This is a genomic window from Caulobacter sp. CCNWLW153 (assembly GCF_036889365.1).
GTDB lineage: Bacteria > Pseudomonadota > Alphaproteobacteria > Caulobacterales > Caulobacteraceae > Caulobacter > Caulobacter radicis.
This window is the reverse complement of sequence record NZ_JBAKFV010000003.1, coordinates 127,527-145,146: the sequence shown is the minus strand read 5'-3', so window position 1 is coordinate 145,146 and position 17,620 is coordinate 127,527. Positions and strand designations below refer to the sequence as shown.

Below are 17,620 nucleotides of genomic sequence, written 5' to 3'. Positions count from 1 at the left end.
AGAACTGGGAGGGAATATGTTGCAAGTCACTTCGCGGCGGAGCCGCGCCCGCGTGCTGTGCGATCGTGCGTCGCTCGGCGCCCTGACCGTCGCCGGCAGCCTGCTGCTCGCCGGAACCGCCTTCGCCCAAGACGCCGCCCCCGCCGCCCAGGCTTCGGGCCAGACCGAGGAGACCGCGGTCGAGGAAGTGGTCGTCACCGGCTACCGCGCCGCCCTGCAGAGCGCCCTCAGCCTCAAGCGCAGCTCGAACGTGATGGTCGACGCCATCAACGCCGAGGACATCGCCGACTTCCCCGACGCCAACCTCGCCGAGTCGTTGCAGCGCCTGCCGGGCGTGTCGGTCGACCGCGAGAACGGCGAAGGCCGCACCATCACCGTCCGGGGCCTCGGCAGCGACTTCACCCGCGTCCGCCTGAACGGCCTGGAAGCCCTGTCGACGGCCGGCCCGTCGATCGCCGGCGACGCCGCCAATCGCTCGCGCGGCTTCGACTTCAACACCTTCGCCTCGGAACTGTTCAGCGCCCTCAAGGTGCAGAAGACCGCCTCGGCCGAGACCGACGAAGGCTCGCTGGGCGCCACGGTCGACCTGGAGACCGGCAAGCCGCTGAACTTCAAGGATCGTCGCCTGGCCCTGTCGGTTCAGGACGCCTACTACAAGAACGGCGGCACCCACTCGCCGCGCTTCGCCGGCCTCGTCTCCGACCGCTGGGAAACCAACTGGGGCGACTTCGGCGCGCTGTTCTCGGTCGCCTACAACAAGCGCAACCAGATCATCGACAGCTACCAGCGCCAGGCCGGCCAGTCGGACTATACCTATCGCCAGTCGACCTTCCTGGCGACCAACTCGACCGCCACCTCGCCGCGCCGGCAGGGCTTCGCGACCCCGATCGGCACCTCGTGCAACGGCGGCGTGATCCCCGGCATCAACATCACCAACACGGCGATCTGCTCGATGCTGGTCGGCTCGAACGCGGCCGCCTACAACCTGATCAACAACCCGTCGAGCGCGACGACCAACGCCACCAGCCTGACCGGCACCGGCACGATCACCGCGCCCGGTCCGCTGACCCGCATCCCCGCCCTGGCCACGCTGAACCAGCAGGATCTGGAGCAGGAGCGCCTGGGCCTGACCGGGGCCCTGCAATGGCGCCCGACCAGCCGCACCACGATCTCGTACGACTGGGTCTATTCGGAGCTGCAGCAGTCGTCGATCAACTACCAGGTCCAGACCGTCGGCCTGAACCGCAACAACACCAACAACAGCACCAACAACCCGTTCTACACGCTGAACCCGGCCACCACGGCCGCCCAGAAGCGGGCGTTCTACGCGTCGTGCGCCGCGCAGGCCGCCAATGAAGTCCGCGACGCCATCGACTGCGGCCAGCAGCTGAACGGCGGCGGCCTGGTCGCCGGCACGACCAACAGCTACAACCCGTTCAACCTCGATCCGTACGACTACTACAACTCCGTCTCGTCGGTGGGTTACGTGCCGAGCGCGAACGGCACCGCGATGGTCGACAGGTTCATCGGCCGTCCCAGCGTGCGCCTGATCGATGCGGCGCTGTCGCCGACCGGGGCCAACGCCGACTATCTGAAGCTCGGCAATGTCGACCTGCGCTCGGCGGCCGACGCGGCGTTCTTCACGACCTACTTCCGCCAGTCGTCGCTGAAGCTGGACCATGAGTTCAGCGACAACTTCACGATGAGCGCCGTCTGGGGCAAGTCTTCGTCGAAGAACAAGACGCAAGGCCTGCTGGCCGACTTCATCCGCCTGGACTCGGGCCAGGGCGTGGCGGGCGACGACTACCTCGTCTACGACGCGCGCGGCGGCGGCGACATGCCGCTGCTGAACCTGGGCTTCGACGCGACCCAGGCCTCGGCCTGGGACTTCGTGAAGGGCTACTCGGCCCTGCGCCACTTCCAGCGCTTCACCAACAACGACTACGAGACCCTGCGCGTCGACTTCAAGTACGACCTGGACGACAACTACGCGATCCGGTTCGGCGTCAGCCAGCGCAAGTACGGCTTCGACACCGCCGAGTATCGCCGCCTGAGCGGCGAGACCCTGAACCCCAGCCTGAAGGAAGCCGGCTCCAACATCGCTTCGGTCAGCAAGGTCATCAACTGGGGCACCGGCCTGGATGTCCCCTCGGGCGGCACCACCGCGTTCCTGGCGCCCGACCTGCAGAAGATGGTCAGCCTGTTCGACTTCGACTGCAACTGCGTCAACAAGTGGGGCGACTGGCGCCTGTCGTACCTGAGCAGCGCGGCCAACCGCTACTCGGTCGAGGAGAAGGACACCGGCGCCTTCGTCCAGTTCGACTACAACACCGAACTGTTCGGTCGCGAACTGCGCGGCAACGTCGGCACCCGCTACGCCATCACCGAGCTGGACTCCTCGGGCCTGACCAACGGCTCGCGTCCGATCTCGGGCGAGAACAAGTACACCGACGTCCTGCCGTCGCTGAACGCCGCCTACGAGGTGGCCGACAACATGTACATCCGCTTCGGCGCTGCCAAGGTCATGGCCCGCCCGATGCTTGGCAACCTGTCGCCCTCGGTGACGGCGATCAGCGTGCCCACCGGCGCCGGCGCCGTGGTCGGCGGCACGATGACCGTCGGCAACCCGAAGCTCGACCCGTTCCGGGCGGTCAACTACGACCTGAGCTTCGAGTGGTACTTCACCTCGGGCGCCCTGGTGTCGGTCGCGGTCTTCGACAAGCAGATCAACAACTTCCCGCAGACGCTGATCAACAACGCCCCGCTGAGCCAGGTCCTGGACGCCGCAGGCATCGCCGCCCTGCGGGCCGCCCAGACCAACGTCAACGCGATCGCCTATATCGACGCCGACAACACCTTCGACATCCGCCAGTTCGACAATGCGCCGGGCGGCTACATCCGCGGCATCGAGGTCAACTACCAGCAGAACCTGACCTTCCTGCCCTGGTACTTCAAGAACCTGGGCGTCCAGTTCAACGCCACTCACCTGGAGTCGGAACTGGAGTACATCGTCACCCCGGCCAACGCCCGCACGGGCGCGGCCCCGATCACCGCCAAGGCCCCGTTCACCGGCGCCTCGCCGGACGCCTTCAACTTCACGGTCTTCTATGAAGTCGAGAAGTTCTCGGCCCGCCTGTCGTCGTCCTACCGCAAGGGCTACAGCCAGACCTATCCGGTCGCCGCGGGCACCTGCGACCCGGGCTACTGCGACAGCCCGCTGGTCAACGACTTCGCCGGCAGCAAGAAGACCTTCAACCTCGACGGTTCGGCCACCTACAAGCTGACCAAGAACATCACCCTGTCGCTCGAAGCCCTGAACCTGACCGACCAGAAGGAAGAGCGCTGGGCCTACCAGGACGATCCGGTCGTGTCGCGCTACGCCGCCACCGGCCGCTCGGTCTTCATGGGCGCGCGCTTCGTCTACTGACGCGCATAGCGTCTTCCTCCCCGGAACGACTGGCGGCGCGGACTTTCGTCCGCGCCGCTTTTTCTTTGTTCAGCGAAGAGGGGCGGACCTAGGTCCGCGCCGCTTTTTCCTTGCCCAAGCGCGGGTTGGCGAAGAACCGGAAGCCCTTGAGCAGGATCTTCACCGCCTCCCAATGGATCGCCGCCAGCACGCTGGCGACCTGCCAGGGATGGCCGAGCGCCGCGCGAAGCAGCGCCCCGTCGCTCAAGGCCTCGCGCCGTCCCGAAAAGCTGGCCGACAGCACCCGCCCGGCGTCGTCGTGCACGTCGACGCCAACCCGCACGCCCTCACCCGGCGGCGCGATCGTGAACGCGTAGCGCAGGTCCATCGGCAGGAACGGCGAGACGTAGAAGCTCTTGTCGCAGCCTTGCACCACCAGCCCGTCGTCGCGCGCCGTCGCCGGCAGCACGTAGTCGTGCCGCTCGCCGAAGGTGTTGCTGACCCCATAGACCACCGCGGCCAGGCGCTCGTCGCGGTCGTGGCAGAAATAGACCGTCAGCGGGTTGAAGCCGTGGCCCAGCACGCGCGGCATGCACAGGGCCAGGATGCGACCGCCCGGCGAGCCCAGCCCGCGCGTCGCCAGCAGCGCCTCGACCTGCGGCTTGACCGGCGCGGCCAGGCGGCCGGCATGGTCGCGGTCGTGATAGCTGAGCAGGTTCAGGGCGTTGTGCGAGAAGAGGCGCAAGCGCCGTCCCGACGCGTCCAGTTCGTCGAGATCGAGCAGCAGCATGAACACGCGATAGCGCAGGCGATGCCGCCGGGGCCGACCGCGCTCGTGGACCACGACGCCGGAATAGAGGGCCGAGCGCGGGCTCATGCGACCAGCTCGGCCTCGCGCTCAGGCCTCGGCGCGTCGATGAAGATCCGGCCCGACGGGTCGGGCGTCAGCCACGGCCGGCGCACCCCGCCCAGCTGCTCGGCCACCGCCAGGCCCGCCTGCAGGCCGTCCTCGTGGAAGCCCGAGCCGAAATAGGCGCCGGCGAACCAGGTGCGGCGCACGCCCTGCAGCGACCACAGCCGCGCCTGCGCCGCCATGGCCGGGCCGTCGAACAGCGGATGCTCGTAGACCTGGTCGTGCAGAACCGCGCCCGGCGCGCGGTCGGGATTGAGCGACAGGAAGCAAGGCGCCGCCTCGCCCAACGGCTGCAGCCGGTTCATCCAGTAGGTCACCCCGCCCTCGCCCCGCACGCCCCGGCGGCCGACATGGTTCCAGCTGGCCCAGGCGGCGGGTCGGCGCGGCATCAGGCCGGCGTCGCGATGCAGCACCGCGCGGTTGCGGCTGTAGCGGAAGGCGCCCAGAAGCGCCGCCTCTTCCGGGGTGGGCTGGGCCAGCATGGCCAGGGCCTGGTCGGCATGGGCGGCGATCACCACCTGGTCGAAGCTGCGCGCCTGCCCGCTCCCGTCCTCGATCACCACGTGGTCGGCGTGGCGCGTGATCCGCCGCACCGGTCGCGACAGCAGGATCTCGCCGTCGAGATCGGCCGCCAGGGCGGCGACGTAGCGGGCGCTGCCGCCAGCCACCGTCCGCCAGATCGGCCGCTTGTCGATCGGCAGCATCAGGCCGTGATTGTCGAAGAAGCGCAGGAAGGCCCCGGCCGGAAACTCGCGGATGTCTCGCATCGAGGCCGACCAGATCGCCGCCGCCTGCGGCAGCAGGTGATCCTCCTGGAAGGCCCGGCCGAAGCCCTGCGCATCCAGATAATCGGCCAGCCGGCAAAAGCCGCCGTCGGCCTCCAGGGTCCGGGCGTCGCGCGTTCCGGCCCGATAGAAGCGCATGACATCCAGCAGCATCCCGAGGAACCGCGGGTTCACCAGGTTGCGCTTCTGGGCCAGCAGCCGGGTGCTGGAGTATTCCAGCGCCCCGTCGTCGAGCGACACCCCGAACGACATGTCGCTGGCGGCGGTCTCGACGCCCAGATGGCGGAACAGCGCCGTCAGGTTGGGATAGTTCGGCTCGTTGTAGACGATGAAGCCGGTGTCCACCGCCATGCCGCCCGCCTGCACCGTATGGGCGTGGCCGCCCAGGCGATCGTCGGCCTCGTACAGCGCGACCTCATGGCGCCGGGACAGCAGCCAGGCCGCCGACAGGCCGGAGATTCCGGAACCGACCACGGCGATGCGCTGGCGCGGGCTTGGGCTGGAGGTCGGCAAGGCTGGGCTCCTGTCGGCGAGGCTTCGCCTGGAGCTACGGAGCGCGGCCGCGTTTGGACGCATGCATCCGAACGACAATGTTCAGCGTAGCTCCCCTCGAAGGTCGCCGGCCCGACGCACGGGCGGCCGCCAAGGACGGAGGACCGATGACCGACGTGACGAAGCTGCCCGATGCGGCGCTCGATGAGGATCGCGGCCGCGGCGGCGGGCCGATCAAGGCCCTGGTGCGGCTGGCCCAGGACGCGCCGGTTCCGGATTTCGTCTCTCGGTTCGCCATCGACCAACTGGTGGCCGGGGCCCGTCGCTCGCTGGAGCACGCGCCGCCGGACGCCGCGGTCCAGTTCGCCCAGGCCATGGCCGACCGCCCGATCGCCACCCACACCGCCGACGCCAACGCCCAGCACTACGAATTGCCGGCCGCCTTCTTCGAGGCCGTGCTGGGTCCCCGACTGAAGTATTCCAGCGGTCTCTATCCGCCGGGCGCGCTCAGCCTGGCCGAGGGCGAGGCCGCCGCCCTGCGCGAGACCGAAAGCCATGCCGACCTGCGCGACGGTCAGGCCGTGCTGGAGCTCGGCTGCGGCTGGGGGTCGCTGTCGCTGTGGATGGCCGAACGCTTTCCCGCCTCGACGATCACGGCGGTGTCGAACTCGACCTCGCAGAGGGCCTTCATCCAGGCGCGCGCCGCCGAGCGCGGCCTGGCCAACCTGACCGTCGTCACCGCCGACATGAACGTCTTCGACACCGACCGGCGCTTCGACCGCGTGGTCTCGGTCGAGATGTTCGAGCACATGAGCAACTGGCGGGCCCTGCTGGCCAGGGTGCGCACCTGGCTGAAGCCCGACGGCCTGCTGTTCCTGCACGTCTTCTCCCACGCCACGACGCCCTATCGCTTCGAGACCGAAGACCCGGACGACTGGATCGCCCGCCATTTCTTCAGCGGCGGGATCATGCCCAGCCATGACCTGGCCTGGCAGTTCCCGGACCTGTTCGAGGTGGCCATGGACTGGCGCTGGAGCGGCGCGCACTACGCCCGCACCGCCCTGCAATGGCTGGAGCGGTTCGACGCCGCGCGCGAGGTGATCGATCCGCTGCTGGCAGAGGTCTACGGCGCCCACGCGCGGATCTGGCGGCGGCGCTGGCGGCTGTTCTTCCTGGCCACCGCCGGACTGTTCGGCCATCGCGGCGGATCGGAGTGGGGCGTCAGCCACTACCGCCTGCGGCCCGTCGCCTGAAGGAGACCCCGGAAATGCTGCGTTACGTCTTGGGTTACCTGGCGACCGCCGTCGTCTTCCTGGCGCTGGACGCCGTCTGGCTGACCCAGATGGCCGACCGCCTCTATCGCCCGCGCATCGGCGCCCTGATGGCCGACACGCCCAGCCTGCCGCCGGCCGTGGCCTTCTACCTGATCTATATCGGCGCGGTGACCTGGTTCGCGCTCGCGCCCGCCCTGCGCCCCGACGGCGGCTGGCCGCGCCTGCTGGCCAACGCCGCCCTGTTCGGCCTGGCCGCCTACGCCACATACGACCTGACCAACCAGGCGACGCTGAAGACCTGGTCGACCGCCGTCACCCTGGCCGACATGGCCTGGGGCGCGTTCGTCACCACCGCGGCGGCCAGCGCCGGCTATTTCGTCGCCAGTCGGTTCGGCGCGCGGTAGGCCGTTGCCAGCCTTGGAGGAGCATGCGAGCGTCCCCGCCAGGCATCATGCCGGAGGGGACGTCGCTTGGACGCTGACAGCAGCCGCGCCTTGCTTTCGCGGGCCATCGCCCGCGTCGCCAACCGCGACCAGGACGCCCTCAAATACGTCTATCGACACACCTCCGCGAAGCTATTGGGCGTCGCCTTGCGTATCTTGAATGATCGCGAGGAGGCCGAGGACGTGTTGCAGGACGTCTATCTGACGGTGTGGAACAAGGCCGACCGGTTCGACCCGGAGAAGGCCAGCCCGATCACCTGGCTGGTCAGCCTGGCCCGCAACCGCGCCATCGACCGGCTGCGCTCGCGCGGGACCCGTGTCATGACCGGCGTCGAGGAGGCCGAAAGCCTTCCCGACGCCGCGCCGCTGGCCCCGGCACGGATCGAGGCCGACGAGGATCGCCAGCGCCTCGACGGCTGCCTCGATCAGCTCGATCCCAAACATTCCGGCGCCGTGCGCAGGGCCTTCTTCGAGGGCCTGACCTACGACGCCCTGGCCCAGGCGGTGGGCGTGCCGCTGGGCACCATGAAAAGCTGGATCCGGCGCAGCCTGATCAGCCTGCGGGCCTGTCTCGAAGCATGACCGACGCGACCGACATTCCGCCGGAAGGTGAAGAACGCCCCCTGGCCGGCGAGTACGTGCTGGGCGTGCTGGACGCGGCCGAGCGCGCGGAAGCCGAGCGTCGTCTGGCCGCCGACCCGGCCTTCGCCCGCTCCGTGGCCTGGTGGGAGGAGCGCCTGACGCCGCTGGCCGCCGACATCGCCGCCGCGCAGCCGTCCGAGGGCCTGTGGCCGCGCATCCAGGCCCTGGTCGCCGAGCCGCTGAAGCCTTCGGCCTGGAGCAACATCGCCCTGTGGCGCGGCCTCACCGCCGGCGCGATGGCGCTGGCGGCCGCCTGCGTCGTCATCGCCATCCTGCCGCGCCCGGCCCTGCCGCCGACCGTGACGCCCGCTCCGGCCAGGCCGCAGGCGGCCGAGGTGGCGCTGATCGCCGATCCGGCCACCAACAAGCCGATGATCGTCGCCACCCTCGACCACGGCATGAACCAGGTTATGCTGACGCCGATGGGCATGAAGATGCCGGAAGGCCGCGACGCCGAACTCTGGATCATCCCCGAGGGCCAGAAGGCGATCTCGCTGGGCGTGATCCCGATGGACAAGCCGATGCGCATTCCGATGCCGCGAGACCTGCGCGGCGAAGGAACCTACACCGCCCTGCTGGCCGTCACCGACGAGCCGATCGGCGGCTCGCCCACGGGCGTGGCCACCGGTTCGGTGCGTGCGGCGGGCAAGTTCGCCAAGGCCTAACCGCGTTTTTCGGGGAGCCATCAGGGCCTGGGCGCGTTCGCCCCGGTCATGAAGGATCTTCCCGCCTGGCTGCCTGACTGGCTGAACGACTCCGTGTGGCTGATCGCCTGGGCCCCGCCCTGGATCATCAGCCTGGCGCTGATCGCGGCCGCCGTCGCCCTGGCCCTGGCCGTCCACGCCGTCGCCGTGCGGATCGTCCGCCACGGCTTCGCCAAGCGCGACGCCTTCTGGCAGGCGATGATCGCCCGCACGCGCCGCCCCACCCGCATGGCCTTCATCGTCGCCGCCCTTGGCGCGGCCGTCTCGATCGCACCGCTCGACGTCGCCCAGGCCGCCACCGCCAAGCACCTGCTGCTGGTGATGTTCATCATCCTGCTGGGCTGGATGGCCATGACCGCGCTCGACATCGGCGCGGCGCTCTACATGCGCGGCTTCAAGGTCGACGTCGAAGACAACCTGCTGGCCCGCAAGCACATCACCCAGATCCGCATCCTGCGCCGGGCGATGGCCATACTGATCGGCATCTTCACCCTGGCCCTGGCGCTGATGACCATTCCCGGCGTGCGCCAATGGGGCGTCAGCCTGCTGGCCGCCGGCGGCGCGGCCTCGCTGATCGTGGGCCTGGCCCTGCAGCCGCTGCTGACCAACCTGATCGCCGGCATCCAGATCGCCGTCACCCAGCCGATCCGCATCGACGACGCCGTCATCGTCGAGAAGGAGTGGGGCAATATCGAGGAGATCAACGCCACCTACGTGGTGGTGCGCCTGTGGGACTGGCGGCGGATGGTGCTGCCGCTCAGCTACTTCATCCAGACCCCGTTCCAGAACTGGACGCGCGAGAGCGCGGCCCTGATCGGCACGGCCATGCTCTATGTCGACCCGTCCGCGCCCGTCGACCGCCTGCGCGAGAAGCTGGAGGAGATCGCCAAGGCCTCGCCCCGCTGGGACGGCAAGGTCGTGAACCTGGCGGTCACCGACATCACGCCCGAGGTCATGGAGGTGCGCTGCCTGGTCAGCGCCCGCAACGCCCCCACCACCTTCGACCTGCGCTGCGAGGTGCGCGAGAAGATGATGGCCTTCCTGCGCGAGGAACTGCCCGACGCCTTCCCCAAGAAGCGCCTGGCGCTGGCGGCGGAGGCGTAAGCTCTCCCTCCCCCTTGATGGGGGAGGGCTGGGGTGGGGGTGGTCGCGGCGGTTTGGCCCCGCCATGTCCTGAACCGCTGTCACCCCCATCCCCGCCCCTTCCCCCATCAAAGGGGGAAGGGGGAAGACAGTCACCAAAGTAAGTGATTTATGACTTACAAGCAGGCGCCCGCGCGTGCGGCTGGCGCTTGCGCGGGCAATCGGCGGAGACTTGGCCGTCTCAGCGCTTGCCGGGGCAGACCGGCGGGCGCAGCCTGCTATCGGGTGGGGCGACGAAACGGCGGGGAGCGGAGTGACTCAAGCGTTCGAGATCGGCGTCAGGGCCAAGGCCCGCTGCGACCTGATGGGCGCGGCGCCGTTCAGCGAGGCCGACGACATGCTGGTGCGGCGGTTCCTGACCCCCGCTCACAAGGCCGCCCTCGACACTCTGAAGTTCTGGATGGAGGAGGCCGGCATGGCCGTCCGCCTCGATCCGGCCGGCAATCTGGTCGGCCGCTACGAAGGGCAGGCGCCCGGCGCCCCGGCCCTGCTGATCGGCTCGCACATCGACAGCGTGCGCAACGGCGGGCGCTATGACGGCGCGCTGGGCGTGATGCTGGCCGTCGACCTGATCGAGACCTTCCACCGCCAGGGCCGCCGCCTGCCCTTCGCGCTCGAGGCCATCGCCTTCGGCGACGAAGAGGGCTCGCGCTTTCCCGCCTCGATGGCCTGCAGCCGCGCGGTCGCCGGCACGGTCGATCCCCAAGTGATGGAGATGACCGACGCGGAGGGTACGAGCCTTGCCGAGGCCTTCGCCGCCTTCGGTCTGGACCCCACGCGCCTGACCGAAGCCGCCCGCCGGCCGGGCGAGATCTTCGCCTTCCTCGAGGCCCATATCGAACAGGGTCCGGTGCTGGAGGCCGAGGGCCTGGCCCTGGGCGTCGTCACCGCCATCGCCGCCCAGAAGCGGCTTCTCGTCCGTTTCAAGGGCCAGGCCGGCCACGCCGGCACCACGCCCATGGGCCTGCGCAAGGACCCCGGGCCCGCCGCCGCCGAGGCGGTGCTGGCGCTCGAACACATCTGCCGCGAAGGTCCGCTGGCCGGAACCGACGGCCTGGTCGGCACGGTCGGTCGCATGACCGCCCTGCCCGGCGCCTTCAACGTCATTCCCGGCGCGGTCGAGTTCTCGATGGACATCCGCGCCGAGACCTCGGCCACCCGCGACGCGGCCGTCGCCGCCGTGACGGCGCGGATCGAGGCCATCGCCGAACGGCGCGGCCTGAAGGTCAGCGTCACCCTGATGCAGGAACTGGCCGAGAGCCCGTGCGACGCGGGCCTGGCCGACCTGCTGGCCGCCGCCGTCGGCGACTTGAATGATTTGGGGGGGCAGCCCGCCCGCCGCCTGCCCAGCGGCGCTGGCCACGACGCCATGGTCATCGCCGACCTATGCCCCACCGCCATGCTGTTCATCCGCTGCGAGGGCGGGATCAGCCACAACCCCGCCGAAGCCGTCACCGACGCCGACTGCGCCCTGGCCGCCCAGGCCATGGTCGGGTTCGTGGAAAAGCTGGCGATGCGCAACGATTTCTCGAAGACGCCGCAATGACCGACACCGCATTCAAGACCTTTGGGGACCTGGACCACCCCGCCCGCCTGCTGATGGGCCCTGGCCCCATCAACGTGCACCCACGCGTGCTGCGGGCGATGTCGGTGCAGTTGCTGGGCCAGTTCGACCCCGAGTTCACCGGCTACATGAACGAGGTCATGGCGCTGTATCGCGGCGTCTTCCAGACGCAGAACCACTGGACCTTCGTGGTCGACGGCACCTCGCGGGCCGGCATCGAGGCGGCGCTGGTCTCGACGCTGCAGCCGGGCGACGACGTCGTGGTGGTCAACGCCGGGCGCTTCGGCCTGCTGCTGGCCGAGATCGCCGAGCGCTGCGACGCACGGGTCACCTTCGTCGAGGGCGAGTGGGGCCAGGTCGTCGATCCGCAGGCGGTGGAGGACGCGGTCGCGCGCGTGAAGCCGCGCCTGGTGGCCTGCGTGCACGGCGACACCTCGACCACCATCGCCCAGCCGATCGAGGCCATCAGCGAGATCTGCGAGCGGCACGGGGCGCTGCTTTATGTCGACGCCACCGCCACCCTGGGCGGCATGAGCGTTCCGGTCGACGCCTGGAAGGCCGACATCGTCACCGCCGGCCTGCAGAAGTGCATGGGCGGCCCGTCGGGCTCGGCCCCGATCACCATCAGCGACAAGGCCGCCGACCACATCTTCTCCCGCCGCCATGTGGAGAAAGGCCTGGCCACGCCCGGCAGCGCGGGGAACGGCCGGCGCATCGCCTCCAACTACTTCGACCTGGCCATGATCATGGACTACTGGTCGGACAAGCGGCTGAACCACCACACCGAGGCGGCCAGCATGCTGTTCGCCGCCCGCGAATGCGCCCGCATCGTGCTGGAGGAAGGGCTCGAGGCCCGCTTCGCCCGCCACGCCCAGGCCGGCGCGGCGATGACCGCCGGCATCGAGGCCATGGGCCTGACCGTCTATGGCGACCAGGCCCACAAGATGACCAACGTCACCGGCGTGATCACGCCCGCTGGCGTCGACTACGACCGCGTAAAGGCGCGGATGCGCACCGAGTTCGAGATCGAGATCGGCGCGGCCTTCGGGCCGCTGGCCGGCAAGATCTGGCGCATCGGGACCATGGGCGTGAACGCCCGCAAGCACGCGGTGCTGCAAACCCTGGCGGCGCTTGAGGCGGTGCTGCGCTGGGAGGGGTTCAATGCGCCGGCTGGGGCCGGGGTGGATGCGGCGCTGGGGGTGTTCGCATAATGGTGACGGCGCTCAAGATCCTCCCCCTGAAGGGGGAGGTGGCCGCGAAGCGGTCGGAGGGGGAAGCGATTTTCCACGCCCGTCCGACTTCCCCCTCCGTCGCCTTTGGCGACACCTCCCCCTTCAGGGGGAGGATCTGATGACCTACCCCCGCGACCTCGTCGGCTACGGCGAGCACCCGCCGCACGCCCAATGGCCGGACGGCGCGCGCGTGGCCGTGCAGTTCGTGCTGAACTACGAGGAAGGCGCCGAGCGCAGCGTGCTGCACGGCGACAAGGTCAGCGAATACTTCCTGTCGGAGATGGTCGGCGCCCAGCCCATCGAGGGCATGCGCCACATGTCGATGGAGAGCCTCTACGAATACGGCTCGCGCGCCGGCTTCTGGCGCATCCGGCGCCTGTTCGAGGAATTCGACCTGCCGCTGACCGTCTACGGCGTCGCCCAGGCCATGGAGCGCGCGCCTGACGTCGTCGAGGCGATGATGAAGTCCGGCTGGGAGATCGCCAGCCACGGCTATCGCTGGATCGACTACCAGCACTTTCCCGAGGATCTCGAACGCGAGCACATCGAAAAGGCCATCGAGGTCCACAAGCGGCTGACCGGCGAGCGCCCACTCGGCTGGTACCAGGGCCGCACCAGCCCCAACACCGCCCGCCTGGTCGCCGAGGAAGGCGGCTTCGTCTACGACGCCGACAGCTACAGCGACGACCTGCCCTACTGGGACGACCAGCATGGCCGGCCCCAGCTGATCGTGCCCTACACGCTCGACACCAACGACATGCGCTTTTCCGCGCCCCAGGGCTTCAACAGCGGCGACCAGTTCTTCGCCTACCTGCGCGACGCCTTCGACGCGCTCTGGCTGGAGGGCGAGACGGCGCCGAAGATGATGAGCATCGGCCTGCACTGCCGCATCGTCGGCAAGCCGGCCCGGATCATGGCCCTGCGCCGGTTCCTCGAACACGTGACCCGCCACGACAAGGTCTGGGTGGCCAGGCGCATCGACATCGCCCGCCACTGGATCGCGACCCATCCGTATGGAGCCAAGGGATGAGCGCCCCGCCCCTGACCCTGGCCCTCCTCAACAGCATGAACCAGACGGGCTTCGTCACCGCCCTGGGCTTCGCCTTCGAGCTGTCGCCCTGGGTGGTCGAGCGCGCCTGGAGCGCCCGCCCCTTCGACAGCATCGAGGCCATGCACGGCGCGATGATGCAGGTGCTGAACGCCGCCCCCCTCGACGACCGGCTGGCCCTGATCCGCGCCCACCCCGAACTGGCCGGCAAGGCGGCGATCGCCAGGCAGCTTACCGCCGAGAGCACGGCCGAGCAGGCCGGCGCGGGCCTCGACCGGCTGACGCCCGAGGAGTTCGCGCGCTTCCACGACCTCAACGCCGCCTACGGCGAGCGCTTCGGCTTTCCGTTCATCATCGCCGTGCGGCTGAACGACAAGGCCTCGATCCTGCGGGCCATGCAGGCGCGCCTGGCCAACGACCGCGAGGCCGAGGTCGCCGAGGCGATCGCCCAGATCGGCCTGATCTCCAAGCTCCGCATCCAGGACGCGGTGACGCAGTAGATGGACTATGATCTCGCCGCCTGGCTGAACCTGGCGCTCCGCTGGCTGCACGTGATCGCGGGCGTCGCCTGGATCGGCGCCTCGTTCTACTTCGTCTGGCTCGACAACAACCTGCGGGCGCCCGAGCCTGCCAAGGACGGAGTCAAGGGCGAGCTATGGGCCGTGCACGGCGGCGGCTTCTACCACTCGCAGAAGTACCTGACCGCCCCGGCGCACATGCCCGGCCACCTGCACTGGTTCAAGTGGGAGGCCTACACCACCTGGCTGTCGGGCTTCGCCCTGCTGTTCGTGCTCTACTACTGGGGCGCGCCCGTTTATCTGATCGACCCGGCCAAGCACGCCTTCAGCCATTGGCAGGCGGTGGGCGTCGGCCTCGTCTTCATCTTCGGCGGCCTCCTCGTCTACGAAGGCCTGTGCCGCTCGCCGCTGGTGGAGCGTCCTCGCCTGTTCGGGATCGTCTGGTTCTGCGCCCTGATCGGCGCGGCCTGGGCGCTGCAACACCTCTTCACCGACCGCGGGGCCTTCATCCACGTCGGCGCCATCATCGGCACGGCCATGGCCGCCAACGTCTTCCTGACCATCATCCCCAACCAGCGCAAGATCGTCGCCGACATGCTGGCCGGCCGCGAGGTCGACCCGCGCCTGGGCGCGGCGGGCAAGCAGCGGTCGGTGCACAACAACTACATGACCCTGCCGATCCTGTTCATCATGATCAGCAACCACTATCCGGCGATCACCGGCCATCCGCTGGCCTGGCTGCTGCTGGCCCTGGTGGGCGCGGCGGGGATCTCGATCCGCCACTTCTTCAACCTGCGCCACCACGGGATCATCCGGCACGACTTCCTGTTCTACGGGGCCATGCTGATGTTCGCCGTCAGCGTCATCGCCAGCCAGAAGCCCAAGGCGCCCGCCGTTCTGGGCCCGGTCAGCTTCTTCGAGGCGCAGGCGATCGTGCAGAAGCACTGCGTGACCTGCCACGCCGCCAAGCCCACGCACCGCGGCTTCGGCGCCCCGCCCAACGGCGTCGCCTTCGACAGTCCCGAGCACATCGCCCGCTATGCGCCCAAGATCAAGGAACGCGCGGTGGTCAGCACGAGCATGCCGCTTGGCAACGAGACCCATATGACCGATGAGGAGCGCGCCAAGCTTGGCGCCTGGATCGAATCCGGGGCCAAACTGCCCTGAGCACGCTGGAGGCCGCCCCCTTGTCCGACGCCGATCACGAGGCCGCCCCCGACGCCCCGGCGCCGCGCAAGCGCAACGCCGAGCGGACGCGCAAGGCGATCATGTCGGCGGCGCTGAAGGAGTTCTCCCAGGCCGGCTTCGCGGGCGCGCGCATCGAGCGGATCGTCAAGGCCGCCAAGTGCAACATCCGCATGCTCTACCACTACTTCGGCGACAAGAAGGGCCTCTACGTCGCCGTGCTGGAGGCCGCCTACGAGGACCTGCGCAACCGCGAGGCCGAGCTGAAGATCGACTTCGACAAGCCGCTCGACGGCTTCCTCGAACTGCAACGCTTCACCTTCGAGTATTTCGAGAAGAACCCGCGCTTCGAGGGCCTGCTGCGCAACGAGAACCTGATGCAGGGCAAGTTCGTCGCGCAAAGCCGCAAGGTCACCGAGACGGCCTTCCCCCTGCGCCGCACCATCGAGCGGCTGATCGAGAGCGGCCAGGAACAGGGCCTGTTCCGCGACAATCTCGACCCGATCCAGATCTACGTCACCATCGCGGCCATGAGCCGCTTCCACCTGGCCAACGGCTGGTCGCTGTCGGTCACGCTCGACACCGACATGAGCACCGCCGAATGGCGCCGCGCCAGGCTCCAGCACGCCCTGGACGTGCTGGAGGGATACCTGACGGCGGCTTGATCAGGATCCTCCCCCTGAAGGGGGAGGTGTCGCCAAAGGCGACGGAGGGGGAAGTCGCTGCCGAAACGGCAAGCGCCGCAATAGCTGAAAACGTCCCCCTCCGGCCCTTCGGGCCACCTCCCCCAGAGGGCAAGGATCTTAGGGGCCTACTTCGCCAGCACGTTCATCACCGCCAGGGTCATCGCTTCCACGCCCGTGCGGATGCTGGGCTCGGGGACCGGAGCGAAGAACGGCGAGTGGTTGACCGGCATGGGTTTGCCGGCCGCTTTCGCATCGGCCATCGCCTTGGGATCCAGGCCCCCGATCGAGAAATAGACCGACGGCACGCCGGCGATGATGAACTCCGAATAGTCCTCGCTGGCCGAGCCGGGCGAGGTCACCGCGATCGCGTCCTTGCCGAAGGCGGTCTTGAAGACGGCGGCGGTCTTCTCGGTCAGGGCCGCGTCGTTGACCACCGCCTTGCCGCCCGGAACGATCTCAAGATCCGGCGCCGGCGCGCCCGACATCTCGGCCACGGCCTTGGCGGTGCGGGTGACACCGTCCAGGATCCGGGTGCGTACGCCGTCGTCCTGGGTGCGGATGGTGCCGCGCACCTTGGCCTTGTCGGGGATGATGTTGCCGGCGCTGCCGGCCTGGATCGAGCCGACGGTCACCACGCCGAACGCGGCCGGATCCTTCTCACGGCTGATCACGCTCTGCACGTCGACGGTGAAGCGGGCGGCCATCATCACCGGGTCGATCGAGGCGGCCGGCATCGAGCCGTGCGCGCCACGGCCGTTGAAGGTCAGCTCCAGGGCGTCAGAGGTCGAGGTCAGGACGCCGGACTTGTAATAGACCTGCCCCGCCGGGCCGGGACCGACGTGCAAAGCAAAGCCGTAGTCGGGCTTGCCGAACTTCTGGAAGAAGCCGTCGTCGATCATCGCCTTGGCGCCGCTGACCGTCTCTTCCGAGGGCTGGGCGACAAAGACCAGCGTACCCTTCCACTTGGCCTTCTGCGCCACGAGCTGGCGGGCCGCGCCGATCCAGGCGGCCATGTGAATGTCGTGACCGCAGGAATGGGCGACGAATACGTCGGCGCCGTTCCAGGTGGTCTTGGCCCGGCTGGCGTAGGGCAGGCCGGTCTTCTCTTCCATCGGCAGGGCGTCGAGCTCGGTGCGGATCAGCACGCTGGGCCCCTCCCCGTTCTTCAGCACCGCCACCACGCCGGTCTTGCCGACGCCTTCGGTGACCGTGAAGCCCAGCGCGCGCATCTGCTCGGCCAGCTTCTTGGCGGTCTCGACCTCCTGGAAGCCCAGTTCCGGATGGGCGTGCAGGTCCTTGTAGAGCGCGTCGAGTTGCGGGTAGTCGCGATCGAGCTGGGCCTTGATGGCGGCCTTGGTCGCCGGAACGTTCAACGGGGCGGCCATCGCGGGCGCGGCCAGCAGGGCCATGGCGGCGGCGAGGGTGAAGGTCTTGGAGGTCATGCTGCTCGCGCGGCGGACCGCGCCCTTCCTTCTGTCGTTACGCAAACTCTCCCCTCCCCTTGATGGGGGAAGAGCGGGGTTGGGGGTGGAAGCGGCGGTGGACGTCACGCGGACGGCGCCAGATCCTGAACCGCTGTCACCCC

The 17,620-nt window shown here is 69.1% G+C and carries 15 protein-coding genes; 12 read left to right on the top strand and 3 right to left on the bottom strand.

Annotated elements, in window-relative coordinates:
- Positions 1–16 precede the first annotated feature (16 nt).
- Positions 17–3,427: a TonB-dependent receptor gene (locus V6S85_RS06240; protein ID WP_334348409.1), complete on the top strand. Its 3,411-nt coding sequence runs from the start codon at positions 17–19 to the stop codon at positions 3,425–3,427.
- A gap of 88 nt (positions 3,428–3,515) precedes the next feature.
- Here the strand turns inward: V6S85_RS06240 and V6S85_RS06235 are convergent, their stop codons facing one another.
- A complete protein-coding gene (locus tag V6S85_RS06235) occupies positions 3,516–4,283 on the bottom strand; it encodes a DUF1365 domain-containing protein (RefSeq protein ID WP_334348408.1) in 768 nt (255 codons plus the stop codon).
- Positions 4,280–5,617: an NAD(P)/FAD-dependent oxidoreductase gene (locus V6S85_RS06230; protein ID WP_334348407.1), complete on the bottom strand. Its 1,338-nt coding sequence runs from the start codon at positions 5,615–5,617 to the stop codon at positions 4,280–4,282. The genes V6S85_RS06235 and V6S85_RS06230 overlap by 4 nt, the downstream gene beginning before the upstream one ends.
- 146 nt (positions 5,618–5,763) lie before the next feature.
- Between V6S85_RS06230 and V6S85_RS06225 the strand changes: the two genes are divergently transcribed.
- The 11 genes from V6S85_RS06225 to V6S85_RS06175 all read left to right on the top strand — a co-directional run bounded on the left by V6S85_RS06225 (position 5,764) and on the right by V6S85_RS06175 (position 16,014).
- A complete protein-coding gene (locus tag V6S85_RS06225; RefSeq protein WP_334348406.1) occupies positions 5,764–6,849 on the top strand; it encodes an SAM-dependent methyltransferase in 1,086 nt (361 codons plus the stop codon).
- Positions 6,850–6,863: 14 nt separating this feature from the next.
- Entirely contained in the window at positions 6,864–7,274 is a 411-nt protein-coding gene (locus tag V6S85_RS06220; protein WP_334348405.1) for a DUF2177 family protein, read from the top strand.
- 66 nt (positions 7,275–7,340) lie between these two features.
- Entirely contained in the window at positions 7,341–7,895 is a 555-nt protein-coding gene (locus V6S85_RS06215) for a sigma-70 family RNA polymerase sigma factor (protein WP_116568215.1), read from the top strand.
- Positions 7,892–8,620, top strand: coding sequence for an anti-sigma factor (locus V6S85_RS06210; protein ID WP_334348404.1), 729 nt, complete (start codon positions 7,892–7,894; stop codon positions 8,618–8,620). The genes V6S85_RS06215 and V6S85_RS06210 overlap by 4 nt, the downstream gene beginning before the upstream one ends.
- Positions 8,621–8,668: 48 nt before the next feature.
- Complete coding sequence (locus V6S85_RS06205) at positions 8,669–9,763, top strand: mechanosensitive ion channel family protein (protein ID WP_334348403.1); 1,095 nt, start codon at positions 8,669–8,671, stop codon at positions 9,761–9,763.
- A gap of 292 nt (positions 9,764–10,055) precedes the next feature.
- Positions 10,056–11,348: an allantoate amidohydrolase gene (locus V6S85_RS06200; protein ID WP_334348402.1), complete on the top strand. Its 1,293-nt coding sequence runs from the start codon at positions 10,056–10,058 to the stop codon at positions 11,346–11,348.
- Positions 11,345–12,577, top strand: a complete 1,233-nt coding sequence (locus V6S85_RS06195; RefSeq protein ID WP_334348401.1) for a pyridoxal-phosphate-dependent aminotransferase family protein — start codon at positions 11,345–11,347, stop codon at positions 12,575–12,577. Before V6S85_RS06200 ends, V6S85_RS06195 begins: the two co-directional genes overlap by 4 nt.
- Before the next feature lie 139 nt (positions 12,578–12,716).
- A complete protein-coding gene (gene puuE / locus V6S85_RS06190) occupies positions 12,717–13,628 on the top strand; it encodes an allantoinase PuuE (protein ID WP_334348400.1) in 912 nt (303 codons plus the stop codon).
- A complete protein-coding gene (gene uraD, locus V6S85_RS06185; RefSeq protein ID WP_334348399.1) occupies positions 13,625–14,146 on the top strand; it encodes a 2-oxo-4-hydroxy-4-carboxy-5-ureidoimidazoline decarboxylase in 522 nt (173 codons plus the stop codon). Before puuE ends, uraD begins: the two co-directional genes overlap by 4 nt.
- The gene (locus V6S85_RS06180) at positions 14,147–15,331 is read left to right on the top strand and encodes a urate hydroxylase PuuD (protein ID WP_334348398.1); all 1,185 of its coding nucleotides are present in this window, start codon (positions 14,147–14,149) and stop codon (positions 15,329–15,331) included. It abuts the gene before it with no gap.
- Between the two features lie 20 nt (positions 15,332–15,351).
- The gene (locus tag V6S85_RS06175; RefSeq protein ID WP_334348397.1) at positions 15,352–16,014 is read left to right on the top strand and encodes a TetR family transcriptional regulator; all 663 of its coding nucleotides are present in this window, start codon (positions 15,352–15,354) and stop codon (positions 16,012–16,014) included.
- A 146-nt stretch (positions 16,015–16,160) separates the two neighbouring features.
- Here V6S85_RS06175 and V6S85_RS06170 read toward each other — a convergent pair whose 3' ends face one another.
- Positions 16,161–17,477, bottom strand: a complete 1,317-nt coding sequence (locus tag V6S85_RS06170) for an amidohydrolase (RefSeq protein ID WP_334348396.1) — start codon at positions 17,475–17,477, stop codon at positions 16,161–16,163.
- Between the last annotated feature and the right edge of the window lie 143 nt (positions 17,478–17,620).

Coding starts and splice junctions, on each gene's coding strand:
- uraD (WP_334348399.1), top strand. CDS start 13,625: ATGAGCGCCCCGCCCCTGACCCTGGCCCTCCTCAACAGCATGAACCAG.
- V6S85_RS06195 (WP_334348401.1), top strand. CDS start 11,345: ATGACCGACACCGCATTCAAGACCTTTGGGGACCTGGACCACCCCGCC.
- puuE (WP_334348400.1), top strand. CDS start 12,717: ATGACCTACCCCCGCGACCTCGTCGGCTACGGCGAGCACCCGCCGCAC.
- V6S85_RS06180 (WP_334348398.1), top strand. CDS start 14,147: ATGGACTATGATCTCGCCGCCTGGCTGAACCTGGCGCTCCGCTGGCTG.
- V6S85_RS06210 (WP_334348404.1), top strand. CDS start 7,892: ATGACCGACGCGACCGACATTCCGCCGGAAGGTGAAGAACGCCCCCTG.
- V6S85_RS06220 (WP_334348405.1), top strand. CDS start 6,864: ATGCTGCGTTACGTCTTGGGTTACCTGGCGACCGCCGTCGTCTTCCTG.
- V6S85_RS06225 (WP_334348406.1), top strand. CDS start 5,764: ATGACCGACGTGACGAAGCTGCCCGATGCGGCGCTCGATGAGGATCGC.
- V6S85_RS06170 (WP_334348396.1), bottom strand. CDS start 17,477: ATGACCTCCAAGACCTTCACCCTCGCCGCCGCCATGGCCCTGCTGGCC.
- V6S85_RS06205 (WP_334348403.1), top strand. CDS start 8,669: ATGAAGGATCTTCCCGCCTGGCTGCCTGACTGGCTGAACGACTCCGTG.
- V6S85_RS06240 (WP_334348409.1), top strand. CDS start 17: ATGTTGCAAGTCACTTCGCGGCGGAGCCGCGCCCGCGTGCTGTGCGAT.
- V6S85_RS06235 (WP_334348408.1), bottom strand. CDS start 4,283: ATGAGCCCGCGCTCGGCCCTCTATTCCGGCGTCGTGGTCCACGAGCGC.